Source organism: Clostridium sp. AM28-20LB, assembly GCF_003480665.1.
Taxonomy (GTDB): domain Bacteria; phylum Bacillota; class Clostridia; order Lachnospirales; family Lachnospiraceae; genus Otoolea; species Otoolea fessa.
On sequence record NZ_QUJN01000004.1, the window covers coordinates 29,750 to 51,968 of the forward strand.

Consider the following 22,219-nt stretch of genomic DNA (forward strand, 5'->3'; position numbering starts at 1 on the left):
TTTAAGATAAGATATGCGGTAAAATACGAAAGCTTCCCTATACTCTGTCGGAAAAACTTGTTATAATAAATATAAGTTAGATAATGACATTTATATGAGGAGGTGCCCTTATGAAAAAATACCTGTATATGATAGCTGCCCTGTTCGGCATCGATTATTTCTGCAAGGAAAACATAGAAGCCCAGAAACCGGAAGATTTTCCGCGCGACATGGAAAAAAGCCATGGAAAGATCCGCCTGTACCGCAATCACAACGACGGTTTCTGTTTTGGGGTAAAAAAAGAAAAGAAAGAACTGGTTCGCATGGTGCCGGTTGTCTTTACCTCGGCGGCAGCGGGCATTCTGACATGGTTATTGTGCCGGGACGAAGGCAGAAAAGCCGATCGGATCGGGTTTGCCCTCATCACGGCGGGTGGTTTAAGTAACCTGTATGACCGCCTCAAACGCGGTTATGTGGTAGATTATTTCAGCATCCGGTGTAAATACCTGGAAAAGGTCGTCTTTAATCTGGGAGACTTTTTTATCTTCGCAGGAAGCGCCCTGATCGCAGCCTCCGATCTGCTGGGAGCCGTCCGTGATCTTACTTCTCCGGCAGAGGATCACATAAAAGCGCTCCGACTGCCGTGGCGAAAGACGGATGAGGCGGAATGATATAGTCGATTCCAAAGACATCGTGCATCTGATTGAAAATGTCAAAGGTCTTTGCGGCAGGTGCAAGGCTGGCGAGAGAACCGGTCAGGACGACATTTCGGGTGGTGTCCTGGCTGAGCGCCAGGGACGCCATCACACCCACATTTTCATAAATCATATTGAAAAGAGCGGCAGCCAGGTCAGCATCCGAGGCGCCGCTTTTGATTCGCCCAAAATTGGCGGCGGTTAAGTCGGCGGCAAGTCCCGGAACATCTTCCTCCTGCACGTCGGCGATGCGGAGATCTGCCATGGCCTTATTGCCGCGCAGCGCCATCTCTGAGAGGGCAAAAATGTCGGTGACGCCGAGAAAGCGCTCCGCCATGCCGACAAGTGTCCCACCGCCGACACCGCTTCCGCCCAGATGACGGAAGCCGTTTGTCCTGGAAGCGCGGATAAAGGCAGAGCCGGTTCCAAGGCTGACCACCAGCGCTTCGTCAAGCCCGGACAGGTATAAGCCGCCGCGCCCGATGGCATCCAGCTCCAGGGCATGGATGGTCGGGATGCCGAAGATATTTTCATGGAAATACGTCGAACCGAGCCCGGTCAGGACGATTTTTTCAACATCGTCAAACGAAGCGCCCTGCTGATCCAGGAAACGCCCGAGAACACCGTAAGCCGAGGTGCGCGGGTCATCCGCGTGAACCTGAAGCGTACCAAGCAGAGTGCCATGCGCATCCAGCGCCGCCGCCTTGGTGCTGGAACTGCCGATGTCGATTCCGAGGGATAAATTCATTTGCTTATCTCCTTTATGATATTCCTGCTGCCACCGCGTTTCCTTACGGCACTTTCGGTTCCAAAAGTGCCTATCCGTGAACAGTAACGCTGGTTTGTATCTTTTATGACTGTAAGAATTGGATTGTTTTTATAAACATTATAGGGTAAAGTAAAATAAAGTGCAATGGAAGAATGTGGTCCGAATGTTCTTAAAATGATATTTCAAATGGATAACATAAAGATTTATATGTCACGCCCAAGCTTTGTTGAGATTCCGGCAGAGACTGAAATATGCTTTAATGATAAGGAAATAGTGACCGAAAATACGGGATATCAGGCATGGTGGAGCAGAGAGTATGAGGTCCATGTTTAATAAGGAGTTCTTTAAGTGTTCCCAGTTTACGCACATTAACAGATGTACTTTTTCCCTCGTTATTAATATAGCTTTTTGCAATATAAAAAGACTCCGAATTTTTTTGACACAAAAAAAAGCAGGTTCTATGCGGCCTGCAAGGTATTTTTCTATTATTCAACGGTCAAACTCCCGGAGACGGCAGAAGTATGGAAATGCAAGCCTGTATTTATTGACAGAACCTATGAAATACGGTAGAATCAACCTTAAAAAAGAGTAATCCCCTACATGGGGAGATAGGAGTTGAGTTTTTTGAGTTCTGGTGATGGGATACAGCTATTGATTTTGATACTTCTGCTTTTGATGTCGGCTTTCTTTTCTTCGACGGAGACGGCGCTGACGACGGTCAACAAGATCCGGGTGCGGACGCTGGCGGAGAATGGCGATAAGCAGGCAGAGTATGTATTGAAGATCATAGAGGATCCGAGCAAAATGCTGAGTGCGATTCTGATCGGCAACAATGTGGTAAACCTGTATGCGTCTTCTCTTGCGACGGTTCTTGCCACCCACATCTGGGGTAACAAGATCGTAGGGATTGCGACGGGCATTCTGACGCTTTTAATCCTGATTTTCGGCGAGATCACGCCGAAGACGGTTGCGACTATACAGGCTGAGCGGATTGCATTTCGGTTCGCTAAAATCATTTATTATATCATGACGGTGCTGACACCGGTCATTTTTGTGGTCAACCAGCTCTCGTTTTTAGTGTTGAAGCTGCTTCGCGTGGATGTGAAGGCAAAGGGCGAGTCCATCACGGAGGATGAGCTGCGGACGATCGTGGAGGTCAGCCACGAAGAGGGCGTCATCGAGTCCGAAGAGAAGAAGATGATCAACAATGTGTTTGATTTTGGGGACGCCGTGGCGCGCGATGTCATGCTTCCGAAGGTCAACATGACGTTTGTGGACGTGGATGCGACGTATGACAAGCTGATGGAGGTATTCCGCAGTGAGAAATACACGCGTTACCCGGTCTATGAGGAGACGACGGACAATGTCATCGGTGTTCTGAACATCAAGGATATTTTCTTAAAAGGCGGGGAAGAGGGCTTTTCTGTCCGGAAATATCTGCGGAAACCTCTCTATACATATGAGTTTAAGAAGGTTGCTGAGCTGATGCGCGAGATGCGGAAAGCAGCGATCAGCATCGTGATCGTGCTCGACGAGTACGGTTCGACGGTCGGTCTTATCACGCTGGAAGATATGCTGGAGGAGATTGTCGGAGATATCCGGGACGAGTACGATGGAGACGAGGAAAAGTCCATACAGCGCATCGCCCCGCGGGAATACATGGTAGACGGTTCGGTCAAACTTGACGATCTGGATGAACGCCTGAATCTGGAACTCCAGTCAGACGAATATGATTCCATTGGCGGACTGGTGATCGGACTTTTGAACCATCTTCCACAGGAAAAAGAAGAGGTTGTGGTGGAAAACGTCCGCCTCGTCGTCGAATGTGTGGATAAGAACCGGATCGATAAGATTCATCTGTACCTGTTAAGCCCGTCGGAGGCGGCGTTAGCTAAACATACCGCCGATGGTGCCGCTTCCGGCGCAGAGGGCGAAGGAAAGCAGCAGGGATGAGGCAGTCTCCTTGAGGGACTGTCGGATCGCAAAAGACAGGGCTAGAAAAATAAGAAAATAAAGGGCGCCGGCACAGAATCCCCAGAGGAACCGGCGCCTTTTTGCTTTCTTTCCGGCGACGAGTCCTGCCAGAAAGCAGGCGAGAATGTAGATGCCGCGCACTCCTAGCGTGATTTCCTTTTCACCCCACTGAAACCGGTACATCCCAAACGCGAGCAGAAGCAGAAAGACAGCGGTTGCCGCGTAGGAGAAGAGGGAAGAACGGAGCAGAATCTGGATAGCTGATTTTTCCATGATAAAATACCTGTGTGCATTCTTTTTCTATTCGTATGAACAAAGAAGGACAAATATGCCTGCAGAATGAAACATTGTTACAAACAAGCGTTACTGTTCACGCATACGTGCCCAGTAACGGAATTTGCCGTGGCTTCGCATCTCAATACGGCAAATTCCTGCTGCCACCACGTTTTCTTACGGCACTTTCGGTTCCAAAAGTGCCTACCCGTGAACAGTTCCAAAAAAGCCGGAATCTGTGAGAAACACGGTAAATTGAAATGCTTGCACAAGCGGGCAACATATGATATAATCTGTAGGACTTTATATACTAAAAAAATGAAGGAGGACATAGAGATGAAACACGTAAAGACACTGAGCGCAAGCACACTGAAGAACAGCATGAAGAAAGGCGGCTGCGGCGAGTGCCAGACATCCTGCCAGTCTGCATGTAAGACATCCTGTACTGTAGGTAACCAGAGCTGCGAGAACCAGAACCGCTAATTGGCAGTACAAAACAAATGAGGCGTTTTCTGATAAATCAGAGCTTTTCATGAGTGGGAGAGCTGGAGTCTGAGAAAACGCAGAGTTGACACAGGGAGGCAGACAAGACGGAGCGCGGTCCGAGGAGAGGACTGCATATGTTCCGGGTTGTCTGCCTGCCTATGTCTTATAGAAGGAGAAAGACAGTGATTCATCAGTATATAAATAATGGATATTATATCGTACTGGATGTCAACAGTGGCTCCGTCCATTCGGTCGATCCGCTTCTGTACGATGTGATTTCCTTTTTATCGGAGCGGATTCCGGACAGCGAGAAGCCGTTTCAGATTGCCCAGTCCCTGAAAGACGAGACGGCGGCAGCATTAAAAGAGAAATACAGCCAGGAAGAGATCAGAGAGGCGTTTGAGGACATTCAGGAGCTCATCGATCAGGAAGAACTCTTTACCGCTGACATTTACAAAAACTTCGTTATGGATTTCAAGAAGCGCCAGACGGTTGTCAAGGCACTCTGCCTGCATATCGCGCATGACTGCAACCTTGCCTGTCAGTACTGCTTTGCAGAAGAGGGCGAGTATCATGGACGCAGAGCGCTGATGACCTTTGAGGTCGGCAAGAAAGCGCTGGATTTCCTGATTGCCAATTCTGGAAACCGCCGGAACCTAGAAGTCGATTTCTTCGGCGGCGAGCCGCTGATGAACTGGCAGGTGGTTAAACAGTTAGTCGAGTACGGACGTTCCCAGGAAGAGGCGCACAACAAGAAATTCCGTTTCACACTGACCACCAACGGCGTTCTGTTAAACGATGAAATTATGGAATTCTGCAACCGCGAGATGTCAAACGTCGTGCTCAGTCTGGATGGACGAAAAGAGGTCAACGACAAGATGCGCCCATTCCGCAACGGAACCGGAAGCTACGACCTGATCGTGCCGAAGTTCCAGAAATTTGCAGAGAAGCGCGGAGACCGCGATTATTTCGTGCGTGGTACCTTCACACACAACAACCTGGATTTTGGCAAAGATGTTCTGCATTTTGCCGATCTTGGATTCAAGAAAATGTCGGTTGAGCCGGTCGTAGCACCGGATGAAGAGCCCTACGCGATCAAAGAGGCGGATCTTCCGCAGATTCTCGAGGAATATGACCGTCTGGCAGCAGAGTATGTCAAGAGACACAAAGAGGGACGCGGCTTCACGTTCTTCCACTTTATGCTCGATCTGACACAGGGACCGTGCGTGGCAAAACGTCTGTCCGGATGCGGTTCAGGAACTGAGTATCTGGCAGTTACCCCGTGGGGCGACCTCTATCCGTGCCATCAGTTTGTAGGAAATGAAGATTTCCTGCTCGGCAATGTAGATACGGGCGTGACCAACACGGCAGTCCGCGATGAGTTCAAGCTCTGCAATGTTTATGCGAAGGACAAATGCCGGGATTGTTTTGCCAGATTTTACTGCAGCGGCGGCTGTGCGGCCAATTCCTACAACTTCCACGGTTCCATCACGGATGCGTATGATATCGGGTGCGAGATGCAGAAAAAACGTATCGAGTGCGCGATCATGATAAAAGCTGCTCTTGCAGACGGCTCTGACGAGTAGAGAACAAGGAGAGAGAGGAATGAAGAACAAAAAAGGAAAAAGCTTCCTGGGGATGCTGCTCCTTCTGATTGCCATCGGCGTATTCGGCTATTTCGGCTATTCGACGATGAATCAGATCAAGCTGGGTCTTGACCTGGCTGGCGGTGTCAGCATTACCTATCAGGCGAAAGAAGAAAATCCGTCTTCCGAGGATATGGCGGATACGATCTACAAGCTCCAGCAGCGTGTACAGAATTACAGTACCGAGGCGGAGGTTTACCAGGAGGGAAATAACCGTATCAACGTAGATATTCCGGGTGTATCGGATGCCAACGCGATTCTGGAAGAGTTAGGAAAACCGGGTTCCCTGATTTTCGTGGATTCTGAAGGAAATCAGATCCTCGATGGTAAACAGGTTGCCAGCGCGAAAGCCGGCATGACCGAGGATAAGACGACCGGTTCCAAGGCGTATGTTGTTTCCCTGACCTTTACCGAGGAAGGTAAACAGGCATTTGCTGAGGCGACCACGAATGGCATCGGAAAACCAATTTATATCATTTATGATAATCAGATTATTTCCGCTCCGACCGTCCGTGAGGCGATCACAGGCGGCCAGTGCCAGATCGACGGCATGGCGGATTATGAAGAGGCAAATAATCTTGCGTCCACGATCCGTATCGGTTCCCTGTCCCTGGAACTGGAGGAGCTGCGTTCCAACGTAGTTGGCGCGAAGCTGGGCCAGGAGGCGATCTCCACCAGCTTAAAGGCAGGTCTGATCGGATTTGCCATTGTCATTGTATTTATGATTGCCGTATATCTGCTTCCGGGTCTGGCAGCTTCTCTGGCTCTGTGCCTGTATGTGGGCCTGATCCTGATCCTGCTGGTAGCATTTGAGGTGACCCTGACGCTTCCGGGCGTGGCTGGTATCATCCTGTCCATCGGTATGGCGGTGGATGCGAACGTCATCATTTTCACCCGTATCAAAGAGGAGATTGGTCTGGGAACTTCTGTTAAAAATGCGATCAAGGCAGGTTTCTCCAAGGCACTTTCCGCGATCATCGACGGAAACGTGACCACCCTGATTGCGGCAGCTGTTCTGTTCTGGAGAGGTTCCGGTACCGTCAAGGGCTTTGCGGCGACGCTGGCAATCGGTATCGTGCTTTCTATGTTCACGGCGCTGTTTGTAACCAAATTTGCTCTGAACTGCTTCTATGAGATGGGCTTTGAGGATGCGAAGTTCTACGGATGCCGCAAGGATATGAAGACGCGTCCGTTCTTGAAACTCCGCAAGCTTTACTTTGCACTGTCGCTCGTGATCATTCTGGCAGGTGTCGGCAGTATGATTCACAATCAGTCTTCGTTGGGTGTGCCGCTCAACTACAGCATGGAGTTCAGAGGCGGTACCTCCACAAATGTAACCTTTAACGAGGATATGTCTCTGGAAGATATTTCCTCCCAGGTGGTTCCGGTGGTAGAGAAGATTACCGGCGAAGCTGGTACACAGACCCAGAAGGTAGCCGGAAGCAACGAGGTTATCATCAAGACACGTACCCTGAATATGGACGAGCGCGAGGAGTTAAACCAGGCGCTGGCGGATCAGTTTGGTGTGGATAAAGAGAAGATCACAGCCGATAGTATCTCCGGTGCAGTCAGCCAGGAGATGAAGCGCGATGCGATTGTGGCGGTTACGATTGCGACGATCTGCATGTTGATCTACATCTGGTTCCGTTTCAGCAATATCACGTTCGCGGCGGGCGCGGTTCTTGCCCTGATGCACGATGTACTGGTTGTTCTGACCTGCTATGCGATGCTGCGCTGGTCGGTTGGTTCGACGTTCATCGCCTGCATGCTGACGATTGTCGGTTATTCAATCAACGCGACGATCGTTATCTTCGACCGTATCCGTGAGAATATGAAGCTTCTGGGCAATAAAGAGTCCGCTGAGACGATCGTCAACACCAGTATCAGCCAGACCCTGACGCGAAGCATCAACACGACGCTGACGACCTTCGTCATGGTCCTGATTCTTTACATCCTGGGTGTATCTTCCATCCGTGAGTTTGCTCTTCCGCTGATGGTAGGTCTGATCTGCGGTACGTATTCGTCCGTATGCCTGTCCGGCTCTGTCTGGTATGTGCTGAATAAAAAGCGCATGGAGAAGAATGCCAAACCGGCTGGCAAGAAGGCAAAGGCAGAGAAGTAAAAAGTATAGGAAAAAAGATGGAATACAAGATTTTATACAAAGATGGCCGCGCAAAACGCGCGGAAATGAAAACGGTCCACGGAACCATCCAGACGCCTGTTTTCATGAATGTCGGCACGGTGGCGGCGATCAAGGGCGCGGTTTCGACCGATGATCTCCGCACGATCGGCACGCAGGTGGAACTTTCCAATACCTACCACCTCCATGTCCGTACCGGCGACAAGCTGATCCGACAGTTTGGCGGTCTGCACAAATTTATGAACTGGGATCGCCCGATCCTCACGGATTCCGGCGGATTTCAGGTGTTTTCCCTGGCGGGACTGCGGAAAATTAAAGAAGAGGGCGTTTATTTTAACTCCCACATCGATGGTCACAAGATTTTCATGGGACCGGAGGAGAGTATGCAGATTCAGTCCAACTTAGGTTCGACGATCGCGATGGCATTTGACGAGTGCCCGCCGAGTCTTGCCGATCGGGACTATGTACAGAAATCAGTAGAGCGCACGACGCGCTGGCTGGCACGCTGCAAGGATGAGATGGCACGCCTCAATGCACTGCCGGATACGGTCAACCGGAAACAGCTCCTGTTTGGTATCAATCAGGGGGCGATTTACGAGGATATCCGTATCGAACACGCGAAGGAAATCAGCAAAATGAACCTCGATGGCTATGCGGTCGGAGGTCTGGCAGTTGGCGAGAGCCATGAGGAAATGTATCGGATTCTGGATGCAGTCGTTCCGCACCTGCCGGAGGACAAGCCGACTTATCTTATGGGCGTTGGCACACCGGCAAACATCCTGGAAGCGGTAGACCGGGGCGTCGATTTCTTTGACTGTGTGTACCCGTCTCGGAATGGACGTCACAGCCATGTATACACGAACCATGGCAAATTAAATCTCCTGAACAGCAAATATGAGCTGGATCCACGCCCGATCGAGGAAGGCTGCGGCTGTCCGGCATGCCGTTCTTACTCCCGCGCATATATCCGCCACCTGTTTAAGGCGAAGGAAATGCTGGGGATGAGATTATGCGTCTTGCATAATTTGTATTTTTATAATAAAATGATGGAAGAGATTCGCGACGCGATCGAACATCACTGTTATGCTGAGTATAAAGCAAAGAAACTTGCAGGCATGATGGGTGAATCGAACTAAAGGAGGAAATATACCACATGAGCAGCACAAGCGGAATGATCGTTTACCTTGTATTTATCATTGCCATCTTCTATTTTATGGCAATCCGTCCACAGTCCAAGGAAAAGAAAAAACAGGCAGAACTGATGGCAACCGTAGCAGTAGGCGACAGCGTTCTGACATCCAGCGGCTTCTACGGCGTGATTATCGATATGACCGATGATACTGTAATCGTAGAGTTCGGAAGCAACAAGAACTGCCGCATCCCGATGCGTAAGGATGCAATCGTTCAGGTTGAGAAACCGGAAGTCTAAGAAGAACGGTAAGAAAGTGAGAGGATCGCAGCTCCCGATGGGGGCGGCGGTCCTTTTTTTTGTGTAACAGGAAATTCCTTGGAATTCCCTATTACACAAAAAGGCACTAACGTGCCAATGATGCGCACTCGCGCGAAGCAGAAACATGTCGCAAGCGACCGCGCTCGGCGCGAGAATGTGCCAAGGCACATTCTTTTTTATTTTACAGATAACCCCAGGTTATAGAATAAATTCCAAATTACTATATGGGGAATACCGGTTTTCCTTCGTCAGAAGATTGCAAAATAGGACGGAATCCGATATGATAAAAAGTAACCGTTTGAAACAAGGGAGGTATTTTATTATGAATTGCAATATTACTGTGATTCCGGGCGACGGAATCGGACCGGAGATTGTGAGAGAGGCATGCGGCGTGCTGGACAAGGTAGGCGCCGTCTACGGTCATACATTTAATTATACAAAAATCCTGATGGGCGGCTGCTCCATCGACGAGTACGGCGTACCGCTGACCGATGAGGCGCTGGAGACCGCGAAAAAGAGTGATTCCGTCCTGCTCGGTGCAGTCGGCGGCAACGTGGGAAATTCCCGCTGGTACGATGTGGCTCCGAACCTGCGTCCGGAGGCCGGACTTCTTGCCATCCGTAAAGGTCTGGGACTGTTTGCGAATATCCGCCCGGCATACCTCTACAAAGAGCTGGCAGATGCCTGCCCGTTAAAGAAAGAGATCATCGGCGACGGCTTCGATATGGTTATCATGCGTGAGCTGACCGGCGGTCTGTACTTCGGTGACCGTTACACGAAGGAGATCGACGGCGTGACGACCGCGGTAGATACCCTGACCTACAATGAAAATGAGATCCGCCGGATCGCAATCAAGGCATTTGATATCGCGATGAAGCGCCGCAAGAGCGTTATTAGCGTCGATAAGGCAAACGTACTGGATTCCTCCCGCCTGTGGAGAAAGGTAGTCGAGGAAGTTGCTAAAGATTATCCGGAAGTTACCCTGACCCATATGCTGGTTGATAACTGCGCGATGCAGCTTGTCATGAATCCGGGACAGTTCGACGTGATCCTGACTGAGAACATGTTTGGCGATATCCTTTCTGACGAGGCAAGCATGATTACCGGCTCCATCGGTATGCTGTCTTCGGCCAGCTTAAACGAGGGCAAATTTGGTCTCTACGAGCCGAGCCACGGTTCCGCACCGGACATCGCGGGCAAGGACATCGCAAACCCGATTGCAACTATTCTTTCCGCAGCGATGATGCTCCGCTATTCCTTCGATCTGGATAAGGAAGCAAAAGCCATCGAGGATGCCGTACAGCAGGTACTGACCGAGGGCTACCGTACCGTGGATATCATGGCGGATGGCTGCAAGCAGGTTGGAACCGTTGAGATGGGCAGGCTGATCTGTGAGAGAATTAAATAGAAAGATTGCAAAAATTTCATAAATGCGATAAAATCAAAGATAAACGTAAAAACCGCCCCTGTCACCAGGGGCGGAGGTCGTCGAAAGAGATAGAAGGAGACGAAAAGATGAAAAGTGATGCAGTAAGAAAAGGGATGCAGCAGGCACCTCACCGTTCTTTGTTTAATGCACTCGGTATGACGGAAGAGGAGATGAACAAACCTCTTGTCGGTATCGTAAGTTCTTATAATGAGATTGTTCCGGGACACATGAACCTGGACAAGATTGTAAATGCCGTGAAGCTGGGGGTAGCGATGGCTGGCGGCACACCGGTTGTATTTCCGGCGATCGCAGTCTGTGATGGTATCGCTATGGGACATGTCGGCATGAAATACTCTCTGGTTACCCGTGATCTGATCGCAGATTCCACCGAATGTATGGCGCTGGCACATCAGTTCGATGCGCTGGTTATGGTTCCAAACTGTGATAAAAACGTACCGGGACTTCTGATGGCAGCAGCCCGCGTCAATGTACCGACTGTATTTGTCAGCGGCGGTCCGATGTTAGCCGGTCATGTAAAGGGACAGAAGAGAAGTCTTTCCAGCATGTTCGAGGCAGTTGGTTCCTACGCAGCAGGCACCATGACGGAAGAAGATGTGAAAGAATTCGAATGTAAGGTCTGCCCGACCTGCGGTTCCTGTTCCGGTATGTACACCGCCAACAGCATGAACTGCTTAACAGAGGTACTCGGCATGGGCCTTCAGGGCAACGGTACGATCCCGGCAGTTTACTCCGAGCGAATCAAACTGGCAAAACACGCTGGTATGAAGGTTATGGAGATGTATGAGAAAAACATCCGTCCGAGAGATATTATGACAGAAAAGGCATTTTTAAATGCACTGACCGTGGATATGGCACTCGGATGTTCTACCAACAGTATGCTGCATCTTCCGGCGATTGCACATGAGGCAGGCGTAGACCTGAACATGGAGCTGGTCAATGAGATGAGCAAGCGCACCCCGAACCTGTGCCATCTGGCACCGGCAGGTCCGACCTACATGGAGGATCTGAACGAGGCAGGCGGCGTGTATGCGGTTATGAATGAGCTGTCCAAGAAGAACCTTCTGAATCTGGACTGCATGACCGTAACCGGCAAGACCGTTGGCGAGAATATCAAGGGCTGTGTCAACAAGAATCCGGAGGTTATCCGACCGATCGACAATCCGTACAGCCAGACTGGCGGTATTGCGATCCTGAAAGGAAACCTGGCACCGGATACAGGCGTTGTAAAACGTTCTGCCGTTGCACCGGAGATGCTGGTACATCAGGGACCAGCGCGTGTATTTGACTGTGAGGAAGACGCGATTGCAGCGATCAAGGGCGGCAAGATCGTGGCTGGCGATGTTGTTGTCATCCGTTACGAGGGACCGAAGGGCGGTCCGGGCATGCGTGAGATGCTGAACCCGACTTCTGCCATCGCAGGTATGGGACTTGGTTCCAGCGTAGCTCTGATCACAGACGGACGTTTCTCCGGCGCATCCAGAGGTGCATCCATCGGACACGTTTCTCCGGAGGCGGCAGTCGGCGGACCGATCGCGCTGGTTGAGGAAGGCGATATTATTTCCATCGATATCAATAATAACTCCCTGAACGTACTCGTATCCGACGAGGAGCTGGCAGAGAGAAGAAAGAAATGGCAGCCGAGAGAACCGAAGGTTACGACCGGATACCTGGCACGTTACGCAGCGCTTGTAACGAGCGGAAACCGGGGCGCAATCCTGGAGGTTCCGAAGACACAGAAGTAATCATTGCGGGCTTCAGACAGGTGCTTTTGAGACGAAAAGTACTGCTTGATGCTAAAAGGCAGTGGATGGGACGATTTATCAGGCTGCCCCTACGGAGAGCTTGACAGCGCGACAGACGCTTTCGGAAGCTTTGCGGGGATATGTACTCTCGGAGTTTTTCAGCCCCGCTTTTGCGGTTGATGAAAGCCCGGGAGTATATGCATTTAAAATGGTTTAAGGAAGGAAAGCAGGTTAGACAGATGAAGACATTGACAGGAGCAGAGATTGTCATTGAATGCTTGAAAGAGCAGGGGGTAGACACGGTGTTCGGTTATCCGGGCGGCGCGATCCTCAACATTTATGATGCACTTTATAAACACAAGGATGAAATCACCCATATTTTGACCTCTCATGAACAGGGAGCGTCCCACGCGGCAGACGGCTACGCGAGAGCAACCGGTAAGGTCGGTGTGTGTATGGCGACATCTGGTCCGGGAGCTACAAACCTGGTTACGGGTATTGCAACGGCTAACCTGGATTCCATTCCGATGGTAGCCATCACCTGTAATGTAACGACAGGGCTTCTTGGAAAAGACAGCTTCCAGGAGATCGACATTCTGGGTGTTACCATGCCGATCACGAAATATAATTTTATCGTAAAGGATGTCACGAAGCTGGCAGATGTGATCCGTCGTGCGTTCGTGATTGCTAAGAGTGGCCGTCCGGGTCCGGTTCTGGTGGATATCACCAAGGATGTGACGGCAGCGGCCTGCGAGTACGAGCCGAAGGAACCGCAGCCGATCGAGCGCGAGACAGAGCTGATCCGTGAGGAAGACATGGAAAAGGCGATCGAGATGATCAAGGCGGCGAGAAAACCGTTTATTTTCGTCGGCGGCGGTGCAGTGGCGTCAGATGCTGCCAATGAATTAAGCGCATTTGCACATAAAATTCAGGCGCCGGTGGGGGACAGCCTGATGGGTAAAGGTGCATTTGACGGAACCGATGTCCTTTATACCGGTATGATCGGTATGCACGGAACCAAGACATCCAACCTCGGTGTGGCAGAGTGCGATCTGCTGATCGTTGTAGGCGCGCGTTTCAGTGACCGTGTTGTGGGCGATCCGAACCATTTTGCAACCAATGCAAAGATTTTACACATAGATATCGATCCGGCGGAGATCAACAAAAATATCCAGACCGATGCGAGCATTATTGGTGATGTCAAGATTATTCTGCGTAAGCTAAACGCGCGTCTGGATCCGATGAACCATGACGAGTGGCTGAGCCACATTGAGCGTCTGAAAGATATGTACCCGCTCCGCTACAACAAGGAAGTTCTGACCGGTCCGTATATCATGGAAGAGATCTACAAGGTAACCGGCGGCGATGCGATCATCTGTACCGATGTCGGACAGCATCAGATGTGGGCGGCACAGTATTATAAATACAAACGTCCGAGACAGCTTCTGACCTCCGGCGGTCTGGGCACGATGGGTTACGGTCTGGGCGCAGCGATTGGTGCGAAGATGGGCTGCAAGGATAAGACGGTTATCAATATTGCCGGAGACGGCTGTTTCCGTATGAACATGAACGAGATTGCGACGGCAACTCGCTACAATATTCCGGTTATCGAGGTTGTATTTAACAACCATGTTCTGGGTATGGTGCGCCAGTGGCAGACCCTGTTCTATGGAAAACGCTATTCCCAGACGGAGCTTTACGATCAGATGGATTTCGTCAAGGTGGCAGAGGGCATGGGCGCGAAGGCATACCGTATCACGAAGAAAGAGGATGTGGAGCCGGTGCTGCGCGAGGCGATCAGCTTAAATATCCCGGTTATGATCGAGTGCCAGATTGGCAGCGATGACAAGGTATTCCCGATGGTTCCGGCTGGAAAACCGATCGAGGAAGCGTTTGATGAGATTGACTTACGCATCGAATAGTTGTAAAATGGGGGCTATTATCACATTTTTGTGTAAGACAGGAGGAGATTTATTATGAGCAGAGTCTATAACTTTTCGGCAGGTCCGGCAGTGCTTCCGGAGGAGGTACTGAGAGAGGCAGCGGCAGAGATGCTGGATTACCAGGGCAGCGGTATGTCCGTCATGGAGATGAGCCACCGCTCCAAGGATTTCCAGGCCATCATTGATGATGCAGAGAAGGATCTGCGCGAACTGATGCAGATTCCGGACAATTACAAAGTATTATTCGTACAGGGCGGCGGCAATATGCAGTTCGCCATGGTTCCGATGAACCTGTTCAAAAATAAGGTGGGGGATTACATCATCACCGGACAGTGGGCAAAGAAAGCATATCAGGAGGCAAAGATGTTTGGTACTGCCAACGCGATTGCATCCAGCGCTGACAAGACCTTTTCCTACATCCCGGATTGTTCGGACCTTCCAGTGGATGAGGACGCAGATTACGTGTATATCTGCTTAAATAACACTATTTACGGAACCGTATACCATGAGCTTCCGAACACCAAGGGCAAGACACTGGTAGCAGACATCTCCTCCTGTTTCCTGTCAGAGCCGCTCGATGTGAGTAAGTTTGGTATTCTCTGGGGTGGTGTCCAGAAGAACGTAGGTCCGGCTGGTATGGCGATCGTCATCATCCGCGAGGATCTGATCACCGAGGATGTTCTTCCGGGAACACCAACCATGCTGCGCTACAAAACATACGCAGACAATGACTCTCTGTACAACACACCGCCTACATACACCATCTATATGTGCGGCAAGGTATTTAAATGGCTCAAGAAAATGGGCGGTTTAAGTGCCATGAAGGAGCGCAACGAGAAGAAGGCGAAGATCCTTTACGATTTCCTCGATGAGAGCAAGCTCTTCAAGGGAACCGTTGAGAAAAAAGACCGTTCCCTGATGAACGTACCGTTCGTCACCGGCGATGCAGATCTGGATGCCCTGTTTGTCAAGGAAGCCAAAGAGGCAGGTTTTGTGAACTTAAAAGGTCACCGTACCGTCGGCGGTATGCGTGCCAGCATCTACAATGCAATGCCGATCGAGGGCGTTGAGAAATTAGTTGCTTTCATGCGCGAATTTGAGAAAAAACATACAAATTAATCAATTTTAAAATTTATGCCATTGCTGCGGCGAAAGGGAGGGGGAATCCGTTCCTTTCTGCTGCAGCAGTGGACTTTTTAAAACAAAAACAGCCCGCGTATGGGAAGATTTGAAATTTTGAAAGAAAAGAGAGTTAAAAAATGAGAAAAATCCATTGCCTGAACCCGATTTCCAAGCTGGGAACCGGTTTACTGACCGAAAATTATGAGATGACTGACAACCTGGCGGAGGCAGAGGGCATTCTGGTCCGCAGTGCTGCCATGCATGATCTGGAACTTCCGAAGGGACTGCGTGCTGTTGCACGTGCCGGAGCGGGCGTCAACAACATTCCGCTTGACAAGTGTGCGGAGGCTGGTGTTGTCGTATTCAATACACCGGGCGCCAATGCAAACGGTGTCAAAGAGCTGGTGCTGGCTGGCATGCTGCTGGGAGCCAGAGACGTAGTCGGCGGCATCGACTGGTGCAAGGAGCAGAAGGACAATGAAAATATCTCCAAAGATATGGAGAAGGCGAAAAAGAAATTTGCCGGTCATGAGATCCGCGGCAAAAAGCTTGGTGTTATCGGACTGGGCGCCATCGGCGCAGAGGTTGCAAACGCAGCTGCAGCGCTTGGCATGGAAGTATACGGCTATGATCCGTTTATTTCTGTCAAGGCAGCGTGGATGCTTTCCAGAGACGTAAAGCACATCACATCGGTTGATACGATCTATCAGGAATGCGATTACATCACCGTTCATGTACCGCTGCTTGACAGCACCCGCCAGATGATCAACAAAGACAGCCTGGGACAGATGAAGGACGGCGTGGTTATCTTAAACTTTGCGCGTGACCTTCTGGTAAATGACGACGATATGGCAGAGGCGCTGGCTTCCGGTCGTGTAAAACGCTATATCACCGATTTCCCGAATGCAAAAGTAATGCAGATGCCGAACGTCATCGCAACCCCACATCTGGGCGCATCCACAGAAGAATCCGAGGATAATTGTGCCGTGATGGCAGTCAAAGAGCTGATGGATTACCTGGACAATGGTAATATCAAGAATTCCGTCAACTTCCCGAATTGCGATATGGGCGTGTGCACAACCGTAGGTCGTCTTGCACTTCTTCATAAGAACGTGCCGAACATGATCGGACAGATTTCCTCGATCCTGGCATCGACTGACATGAACATCGCAAACATGACGAACAAGAGCCGTGATAAATACGCTTATACGCTGGTTGATCTGGAGACCAAGGCAGACGCGGCGACGATTGAGAAGCTGAAAGCTATTCAGGGTATGATGCGCGTGCGCGTGATCAAATAATAAGTTTTATTGAAAACAGCCGGAGAAAGTGCGGTTTTGGGTGCACCTTTTCCGGCTGTATTTTTATGGATTGCAGAATGTTTTTATTGAAGAATCTCTGCATGGCTTTTTAACTTGATAATTATATGTATATATTGGTGAGAAACTGTCAGTGGCGGGTTATATTAAGCGACAGGATTGACTTGGTAAGAAAACCTTGTCATGGGGTGGAAAATTGATCGATACTAGGATCTTTCATTTCATAAACACGCGTCCACTCCTTAGTGCCATCTTTTTTGACAGTTTCGGAGCGGTTCATCGCCAGAAAACGGATCAGTTCATAGCAGTCAATCCAGATTTCGTTGTTTCCTTCTTTCTGGGATTCGTCAAAAATGAGCTGCAATCCGAAATGCAGGTGCGGTTCAGCGATGTTGTTGGTGTTTTCAGTGCTGCTGTAGCCGGTGTGCCCGAGATAACCGATCACGTCCCCGGCGGTGACGAGACTGCCCTCTTTCAGGTTTGACTGGTAGGGGTAGTCTTTGCGTAAATGTGCATAATAGTAGTATCGTTTCCCGTCAAAGCTGCGGATGCCGATGCGCCAGCCGCCGTACTGGTTCCAGCCGAGCGCCTCGACGCGCCCGGATTCCACAGCAATCACAGGCGTTCCCGTCTGCCCCATCATATCATGCCCGAGATGCCGTCTCCGGTAACCGTAGCTGCGGGAGACACCGAAATCGTCATAGTGGCTGTAGGGAAAGTTTTTCGCCAGTGGGAGAAACGCTTTCAGACCATATTTGGTAACCCAGACTTTTTCCTCACCGGAGGGAGTCAGGGGGACAGCGTCGGGATCGGAGAGAGTGGGGGCTGGGGTTTCGAGAGAAGTTTGTGTGTTGGATGAGGCTGAAGTTTCTGGTGAAGCTTGACTGGCTGAGTCGATTGTGTCTGTACCAGTTGTGGTTGCTGTTGTTGTTGCTGTTGTTGGTGGTGGTGTCGTTGCGTAGGAAGTATTGGCAGCCGGATCCCCCTCCTGTATCTGCGCGTCCGCCAGTGCAAAAGCCGGTGCTTCCGATTTCGGAATCTCAATTTCATACAGTCCGACCATTCCATCCAGAACCGCGCCGTAAGCCTCACGATAATAGGCAAAAGAGGTCATATTTTTCGTCAATTCTTCCACTGTAACGCCATTTTGGAGCTGTTCGGCAGCTTCCGTCATATCGGACGCCTGATAATGTGAAAAATCGCCCCCGTAGCGCGCCCCCAGGTAAGCGAGCAGATCGACCCAGTTCAGATGGAGATCCTGCTGGCAGGTATCAACATCATAGCGGAACGCCTGTGTCATGGCGTCGGCGGTCACATCGAAATCCACCCAGCGGATAAAATGTTCCGACGCATTCCCGGCCGTGACCTGACGGCTGTTTGGACGCTGGAAGGACCAGCTGACAAAGAGCGCCGCAATGGCGCAGATTTCCAGTGCAATGATAACAGAACTTCGTTTCAAGACAGATCCCTCCTGTGCGATAGTATTTAAATGCGAAGCCACGGCAAATTCCGTTACTGGGCACGTATGCGTGAACAATAACATTTTTGCAATCTGATAAGATTGTATGAGAGGATGGGAGAAAGTATGAGTCCATCTTTGGAAAAATATGAGAAAAAGCGTTTGAGGCGAGGAAAAAGGATGGGCTGATTCAGGCAAACAGATTATACAAACAGATTATATCAGAGAGAAAAGTGATAGAAAAAATAGAAGAAAATAATAGATGACCTGCAGAGAGATAAAAAAGAGAGTAAATCATATATACAAGGAGGTACATGAAATGGAAAAGAAGGAAGAAAAGAAAAAGCCGTCCGGCTCATTCTCAGAAGTCTGGGACAAGCGCGGACAGGAGACGGATGCAGCCAATGATTTCCGGAAGAAAATCGAGATGGAGATCACCGAGGCACGCCCGGGCTATGCAGTTGGAGAGATTGTATTGAAACCGTGGCATATGAATATCTTAGGTATCGTGCACGGCGGCGTCCTGTATTCACTGGCGGATACCGTGGGCGGCACCGCAGCGATGACCGGGCGCGACTACGCAGTCCCGACCGTGGATGGCACGATCCATTATCTGAAAGCTGGAAAAAACACATCCAAAATCATCGCCCGGGCGCAGGAAATACAGAATGGTTATGCATTTTCGGTGTGCGAATGCAAGATTTATGATGATAAGGAGACGCTGCTGGCATCGGCGACGATGACGTATTATCATTTGAGGAAGAGGTAGAGCTGCAAGATACAATCACAGCTCTATCACACTCCCATCCTCCGGTACCAGCAAATCCCCATGATAATAGGCTTCCCCTTCAGCGCGGTACAAAGCAGCGCGTTCCGGATAAGTCTTATCTTCAGTGTGCCACAGAATCAAATGCCGCGCACCGAGGCGTTCGGCGAGTTCGCAGGCATCTTTGACGGTGCTGTGGTGTTTTTCATAAGGGGAGAAGATTTCACGGTCACGGTAGAGGCAGAAGGCTTCGTGGAAGAGCCAGTCGGCGCCACTGGCAAATTCTTTGCAGAGCGGGTTCAGCGGTTCGTCGCCCGGGCAGCAGACGATCTTGCCGTCCGGCAGCACGGCGCGGAAGCCGAACTGGCGCGCCTTGGTCGAATGAATGTCAAAGAAGGTGACCTCCATATCGAGAATCTGCCGGGTTTCACGGTCAGAAACCGGGATGAGCTGGATCGGATCGCCGATCAGGTCGCAGAATTTCTTCTGGAGTGTCAGGCGGCAGAAGGTCTGAATCGTGTCGATCAGCCCGTCGTGGCAGTAAATATGAAAAATTCCCTCATAATTTCCCTTTTTGATGGCAGTGCCAATCATCCGGATCATCCAGATCACGCCGAGAATGTGGTCGGTGTGTTCATGTGTCACGAAGAGATGGTGGATGCGGTTTAACGGAACCTGCATTTCTTCCAGAATCCGCAGGATGCCATTGCCGCCGCCGGCGTCTGTCATGAAATATTCCTCGCCGGATCGGATGGCGAAGCAGGTATTATAATAACGTGTCATCGTGGCGTTGCCGGTGCCAAACACGTAGAGAGTGTGTGGTTGCGTCATGAATGTTCCTCCTGTATTTATGTATGGAAAAGTATGTTTCTGTTCACGAGTAGGCACTTTTGGAACCGAAAGTGCCGAAAATATATTTTGACCCTGATCTGAATCTATGCTACTATAAATCTATCAAAAAGGCAAATGCAATGTAGATAATGTGCTGTTTACCCAAAGCGAGCGCGACGATAACGAGTCACGACAATATCCGGGCAGACAGCGCAGTTTGGGAGCTGATAACATGAGGGATTTAGCATATTTGAAGCTGCTTTCGCGGGAGTATCCGAATATCCGGGCGGCGGCGAGTGATATTATTAATTTACAGGCAATCTGTGGACTTCCGAAGGGCACGGAATATTTTTTCAGTGACCTGCACGGTGAGCATGAGGCGTTTATTTATCTGCTCCGCAGTTCGTCGGGTATCATCCGGGAGAAGATCCGCGAGACATTTGGACATATTATTTCGGAGGAGGACGAGGTACGGCTGGCGAACCTTATCTATTATCCGGAAAAAATGATCAATCAGATCAAACAGGCGAACGAATACACGGAGGACTGGCAGAAGACGGCGGTGTACCGTCTGGTGCAGATCTGCCGGGAGGTTTCGTCGAAATACACCCGTTCCAAGGTGAGAAAAAAGATGCCGAAGGAATTTTCGGGTGTGATCGATGAGCTTTTATATGTCGATAATACCGATGACAATAAGACGGAGTATTACAGCGAACTCATCAATACCCTGATTGACGTCCGGGTGGCGGACAGCTTTATTGTCGTGATCTGCAGCCTGATCCGGAGTCTGACGATCGATAATCTTCATATCCTGGGCGATATATTTGACCGTGGTCCGAGACCAGATATCATTCTGGAGGAACTGATGCATTTCCATGATGTGGATATCCAGTGGGGCAATCATGATATTTCGTGGATGGGCGCGGCGACGGGCAACCGGGCGTGTATCTGCAATGTTTTGCGTATGGCGCTCGGTTACAATGGATTTGATGTATTGGAGGACGGCTACGGAATTAACCTGCGCCCGCTGTCGATGTTTGCGGAGCGCGTGTACCGGGACGATCCGTGTACCTGTTTTCTGCCGCAGATTCTTGACAAAAATATTTACGACGCAGTGGATCCGAAGCTGGCGGCGAAGATGCACAAGGCGATCGCGGTGTTACAGTATAAGGAAGAGGGGCAGATCATCAAGCGCCATCCGGAGTACGGGATGGAAGAGCGGATACTTCTGTCAGCGATTCGTTATGACCGCGGCACGGTTACGATCGATGGAAAAGAGTATCCGATGCGCGACATGAATTTCCCGACGGTGGATCCGGCGGATCCGCTGCGGCTGACGGACGAAGAGGAAGAGCTGCTTCACACGCTGGAGCTGTCGTTCCGCCACAATGCGCGGCTGCATGAGCATGTCCGTTTCCTGTATTCCAACGGAAGCATGTATAAATGCTGCAATTCCAACCTGCTCTATCACGGCTGTATCCCGATGACGGAGAATCGGGAATTTGACGGTCTGATGGTGGGCGGCAAGATGTACCGCGGCAAGGAATTGATGGATTTTATTGACACACAGGTTAAAAATGCCTATTTTCTTCCAGAGGACGCGCCGGAGAAGGAGGCGTGCCGCGATTTTATGTGGTATCTGTGGAATGGTGCGAAATCGCCGGTATTTGGAAAGGACAAAAACCGCAGCTTTGAGCATTATTTCATCGAGGATCCGGAAGTGATGAGAGAGACGATGAACCCGTATTACCAGCTCAGTGAGGAAGAAGAGACCTGCGATATGATTTTGAAGGAATTTGGACTTCCGACGAAGGGCTCGCATATCATCAACGGGCATATGCCGGTGAAGATTAAGAGTGGAGAGACACCGATCCGGGCTGGCGGCAAGCTCTTCATCATTGACGGCGGGCTGTCGAAAGCCTACCAGGAGCGGACGGGAATCGCCGGATATACGTTGATTTTCAATTCGCACCATCTCGCGCTTGCGGAACACAAGCCATTTGACCCGGAGCGCGAGCGGACGCCGAAGGTATATATTGTGGAGAAAATGCAGAAGCGCATCACAGTGGCGGATACCGATGAGGGCAAGGAGCTGGCGGGCCGCATCGAGGATCTGAAAGAGCTCTTGAAAGCGTACCGGAGCGGACTTTTGAAAGAGCGCGTACGCTGAGGCAG

Annotated in this window: 18 protein-coding genes; 14 read left to right on the plus strand and 4 right to left on the minus strand. The window is 50.4% G+C overall.

What is annotated here, in order from left to right:
* Positions 1–110 precede the first annotated feature (110 nt).
* Positions 111–650: a signal peptidase II gene (locus tag DW739_RS09360; protein ID WP_118742950.1), complete on the plus strand. Its 540-nt coding sequence runs from the start codon at positions 111–113 to the stop codon at positions 648–650.
* Here the strand turns inward: DW739_RS09360 and DW739_RS09365 are convergent.
* Positions 580–1,422, minus strand: a complete 843-nt coding sequence (locus tag DW739_RS09365; protein WP_118742951.1) for a BadF/BadG/BcrA/BcrD ATPase family protein — start codon at positions 1,420–1,422, stop codon at positions 580–582. The genes DW739_RS09360 and DW739_RS09365 overlap by 71 nt on opposite strands.
* A gap of 645 nt (positions 1,423–2,067) precedes the next feature.
* On the opposite strand from DW739_RS09365, the gene DW739_RS09375 reads away from it, so the two are divergent.
* Positions 2,068–3,396: a hemolysin family protein gene (locus DW739_RS09375; protein ID WP_118742952.1), complete on the plus strand. Its 1,329-nt coding sequence runs from the start codon at positions 2,068–2,070 to the stop codon at positions 3,394–3,396.
* On the opposite strand, the gene DW739_RS09380 is transcribed toward DW739_RS09375, so the two are convergent.
* The gene (locus DW739_RS09380; RefSeq protein WP_107001467.1) at positions 3,331–3,690 is read right to left on the minus strand and encodes a TIGR04086 family membrane protein; all 360 of its coding nucleotides are present in this window, start codon (positions 3,688–3,690) and stop codon (positions 3,331–3,333) included. The genes DW739_RS09375 and DW739_RS09380 overlap by 66 nt on opposite strands.
* A 336-nt stretch (positions 3,691–4,026) precedes the next feature.
* On the opposite strand from DW739_RS09380, the gene scfA reads away from it, so the two are divergent.
* The 10 genes from scfA (at position 4,027) to DW739_RS09430 (ending at position 16,970) form a co-directional block, all read left to right on the plus strand.
* On the plus strand, positions 4,027–4,173 hold the full coding sequence (scfA, locus tag DW739_RS09385; protein ID WP_022359867.1) for a six-cysteine ranthipeptide SCIFF: 147 nt from the start codon (positions 4,027–4,029) through the stop codon (positions 4,171–4,173).
* 185 nt (positions 4,174–4,358) lie between these two features.
* Positions 4,359–5,762 (plus strand): thioether cross-link-forming SCIFF peptide maturase, encoded by a 1,404-nt coding sequence (gene scfB, locus DW739_RS09390; protein WP_107001519.1) that lies wholly within the window; start codon positions 4,359–4,361, stop codon positions 5,760–5,762.
* A gap of 19 nt (positions 5,763–5,781) precedes the next feature.
* Complete coding sequence (secD, locus tag DW739_RS09395) at positions 5,782–7,944, plus strand: protein translocase subunit SecD (RefSeq protein ID WP_118742953.1); 2,163 nt, start codon at positions 5,782–5,784, stop codon at positions 7,942–7,944.
* Between the two features lie 17 nt (positions 7,945–7,961).
* A complete protein-coding gene (gene tgt / locus DW739_RS09400) occupies positions 7,962–9,098 on the plus strand; it encodes a tRNA guanosine(34) transglycosylase Tgt (protein ID WP_118742954.1) in 1,137 nt (378 codons plus the stop codon).
* A 17-nt stretch (positions 9,099–9,115) separates the two neighbouring features.
* Entirely contained in the window at positions 9,116–9,391 is a 276-nt protein-coding gene (yajC, locus tag DW739_RS09405) for a preprotein translocase subunit YajC (RefSeq protein WP_022359870.1), read from the plus strand.
* 343 nt (positions 9,392–9,734) lie between these two features.
* Positions 9,735–10,820 (plus strand): 3-isopropylmalate dehydrogenase, encoded by a 1,086-nt coding sequence (gene leuB / locus DW739_RS09410; protein WP_117796026.1) that lies wholly within the window; start codon positions 9,735–9,737, stop codon positions 10,818–10,820.
* A gap of 107 nt (positions 10,821–10,927) precedes the next feature.
* Complete coding sequence (gene ilvD / locus DW739_RS09415) at positions 10,928–12,604, plus strand: dihydroxy-acid dehydratase (protein ID WP_107001470.1); 1,677 nt, start codon at positions 10,928–10,930, stop codon at positions 12,602–12,604.
* Positions 12,605–12,843: 239 nt separating this feature from the next.
* Positions 12,844–14,526: a biosynthetic-type acetolactate synthase large subunit gene (gene ilvB / locus DW739_RS09420; protein WP_107001471.1), complete on the plus strand. Its 1,683-nt coding sequence runs from the start codon at positions 12,844–12,846 to the stop codon at positions 14,524–14,526.
* Between the two features lie 54 nt (positions 14,527–14,580).
* A complete protein-coding gene (serC, locus tag DW739_RS09425) occupies positions 14,581–15,666 on the plus strand; it encodes a 3-phosphoserine/phosphohydroxythreonine transaminase (RefSeq protein WP_107001472.1) in 1,086 nt (361 codons plus the stop codon).
* A gap of 140 nt (positions 15,667–15,806) precedes the next feature.
* Complete coding sequence (locus DW739_RS09430) at positions 15,807–16,970, plus strand: phosphoglycerate dehydrogenase (protein ID WP_022359875.1); 1,164 nt, start codon at positions 15,807–15,809, stop codon at positions 16,968–16,970.
* A 199-nt stretch (positions 16,971–17,169) separates the two neighbouring features.
* Here the strand turns inward: DW739_RS09430 and DW739_RS15140 are convergent, their stop codons facing one another.
* Complete coding sequence (locus DW739_RS15140) at positions 17,170–18,447, minus strand: M23 family metallopeptidase (RefSeq protein ID WP_347560726.1); 1,278 nt, start codon at positions 18,445–18,447, stop codon at positions 17,170–17,172.
* A gap of 319 nt (positions 18,448–18,766) precedes the next feature.
* Between DW739_RS15140 and DW739_RS09445 the strand changes: the two genes are divergently transcribed.
* Positions 18,767–19,216 (plus strand): PaaI family thioesterase, encoded by a 450-nt coding sequence (locus tag DW739_RS09445; protein ID WP_182427970.1) that lies wholly within the window; start codon positions 18,767–18,769, stop codon positions 19,214–19,216.
* A gap of 15 nt (positions 19,217–19,231) precedes the next feature.
* Here DW739_RS09445 and DW739_RS09450 read toward each other — a convergent pair whose 3' ends face one another.
* The gene (locus DW739_RS09450; RefSeq protein WP_118742955.1) at positions 19,232–20,044 is read right to left on the minus strand and encodes an MBL fold metallo-hydrolase; all 813 of its coding nucleotides are present in this window, start codon (positions 20,042–20,044) and stop codon (positions 19,232–19,234) included.
* 232 nt (positions 20,045–20,276) lie between these two features.
* Between DW739_RS09450 and DW739_RS09455 the strand changes: the two genes are divergently transcribed.
* The gene (locus tag DW739_RS09455; RefSeq protein WP_022359879.1) at positions 20,277–22,214 is read left to right on the plus strand and encodes a fructose-bisphosphatase class III; all 1,938 of its coding nucleotides are present in this window, start codon (positions 20,277–20,279) and stop codon (positions 22,212–22,214) included.
* The last annotated feature ends 5 nt before the right edge of the window (positions 22,215–22,219 follow it).

Coding starts and splice junctions, on each gene's coding strand:
- DW739_RS09360 (WP_118742950.1), top strand. CDS start 111: ATGAAAAAATACCTGTATATGATAGCTGCCCTGTTCGGCATCGATTAT.
- DW739_RS09365 (WP_118742951.1), bottom strand. CDS start 1,422: ATGAATTTATCCCTCGGAATCGACATCGGCAGTTCCAGCACCAAGGCG.
- DW739_RS09380 (WP_107001467.1), bottom strand. CDS start 3,690: ATGGAAAAATCAGCTATCCAGATTCTGCTCCGTTCTTCCCTCTTCTCC.
- scfA (WP_022359867.1), top strand. CDS start 4,027: ATGAAACACGTAAAGACACTGAGCGCAAGCACACTGAAGAACAGCATG.
- secD (WP_118742953.1), top strand. CDS start 5,782: ATGAAGAACAAAAAAGGAAAAAGCTTCCTGGGGATGCTGCTCCTTCTG.
- tgt (WP_118742954.1), top strand. CDS start 7,962: ATGGAATACAAGATTTTATACAAAGATGGCCGCGCAAAACGCGCGGAA.
- yajC (WP_022359870.1), top strand. CDS start 9,116: ATGAGCAGCACAAGCGGAATGATCGTTTACCTTGTATTTATCATTGCC.
- leuB (WP_117796026.1), top strand. CDS start 9,735: ATGAATTGCAATATTACTGTGATTCCGGGCGACGGAATCGGACCGGAG.
- ilvD (WP_107001470.1), top strand. CDS start 10,928: ATGAAAAGTGATGCAGTAAGAAAAGGGATGCAGCAGGCACCTCACCGT.
- ilvB (WP_107001471.1), top strand. CDS start 12,844: ATGAAGACATTGACAGGAGCAGAGATTGTCATTGAATGCTTGAAAGAG.
- serC (WP_107001472.1), top strand. CDS start 14,581: ATGAGCAGAGTCTATAACTTTTCGGCAGGTCCGGCAGTGCTTCCGGAG.
- DW739_RS09430 (WP_022359875.1), top strand. CDS start 15,807: ATGAGAAAAATCCATTGCCTGAACCCGATTTCCAAGCTGGGAACCGGT.
- DW739_RS09445 (WP_182427970.1), top strand. CDS start 18,767: ATGGAAAAGAAGGAAGAAAAGAAAAAGCCGTCCGGCTCATTCTCAGAA.
- DW739_RS09450 (WP_118742955.1), bottom strand. CDS start 20,044: ATGACGCAACCACACACTCTCTACGTGTTTGGCACCGGCAACGCCACG.
- DW739_RS09455 (WP_022359879.1), top strand. CDS start 20,277: ATGAGGGATTTAGCATATTTGAAGCTGCTTTCGCGGGAGTATCCGAAT.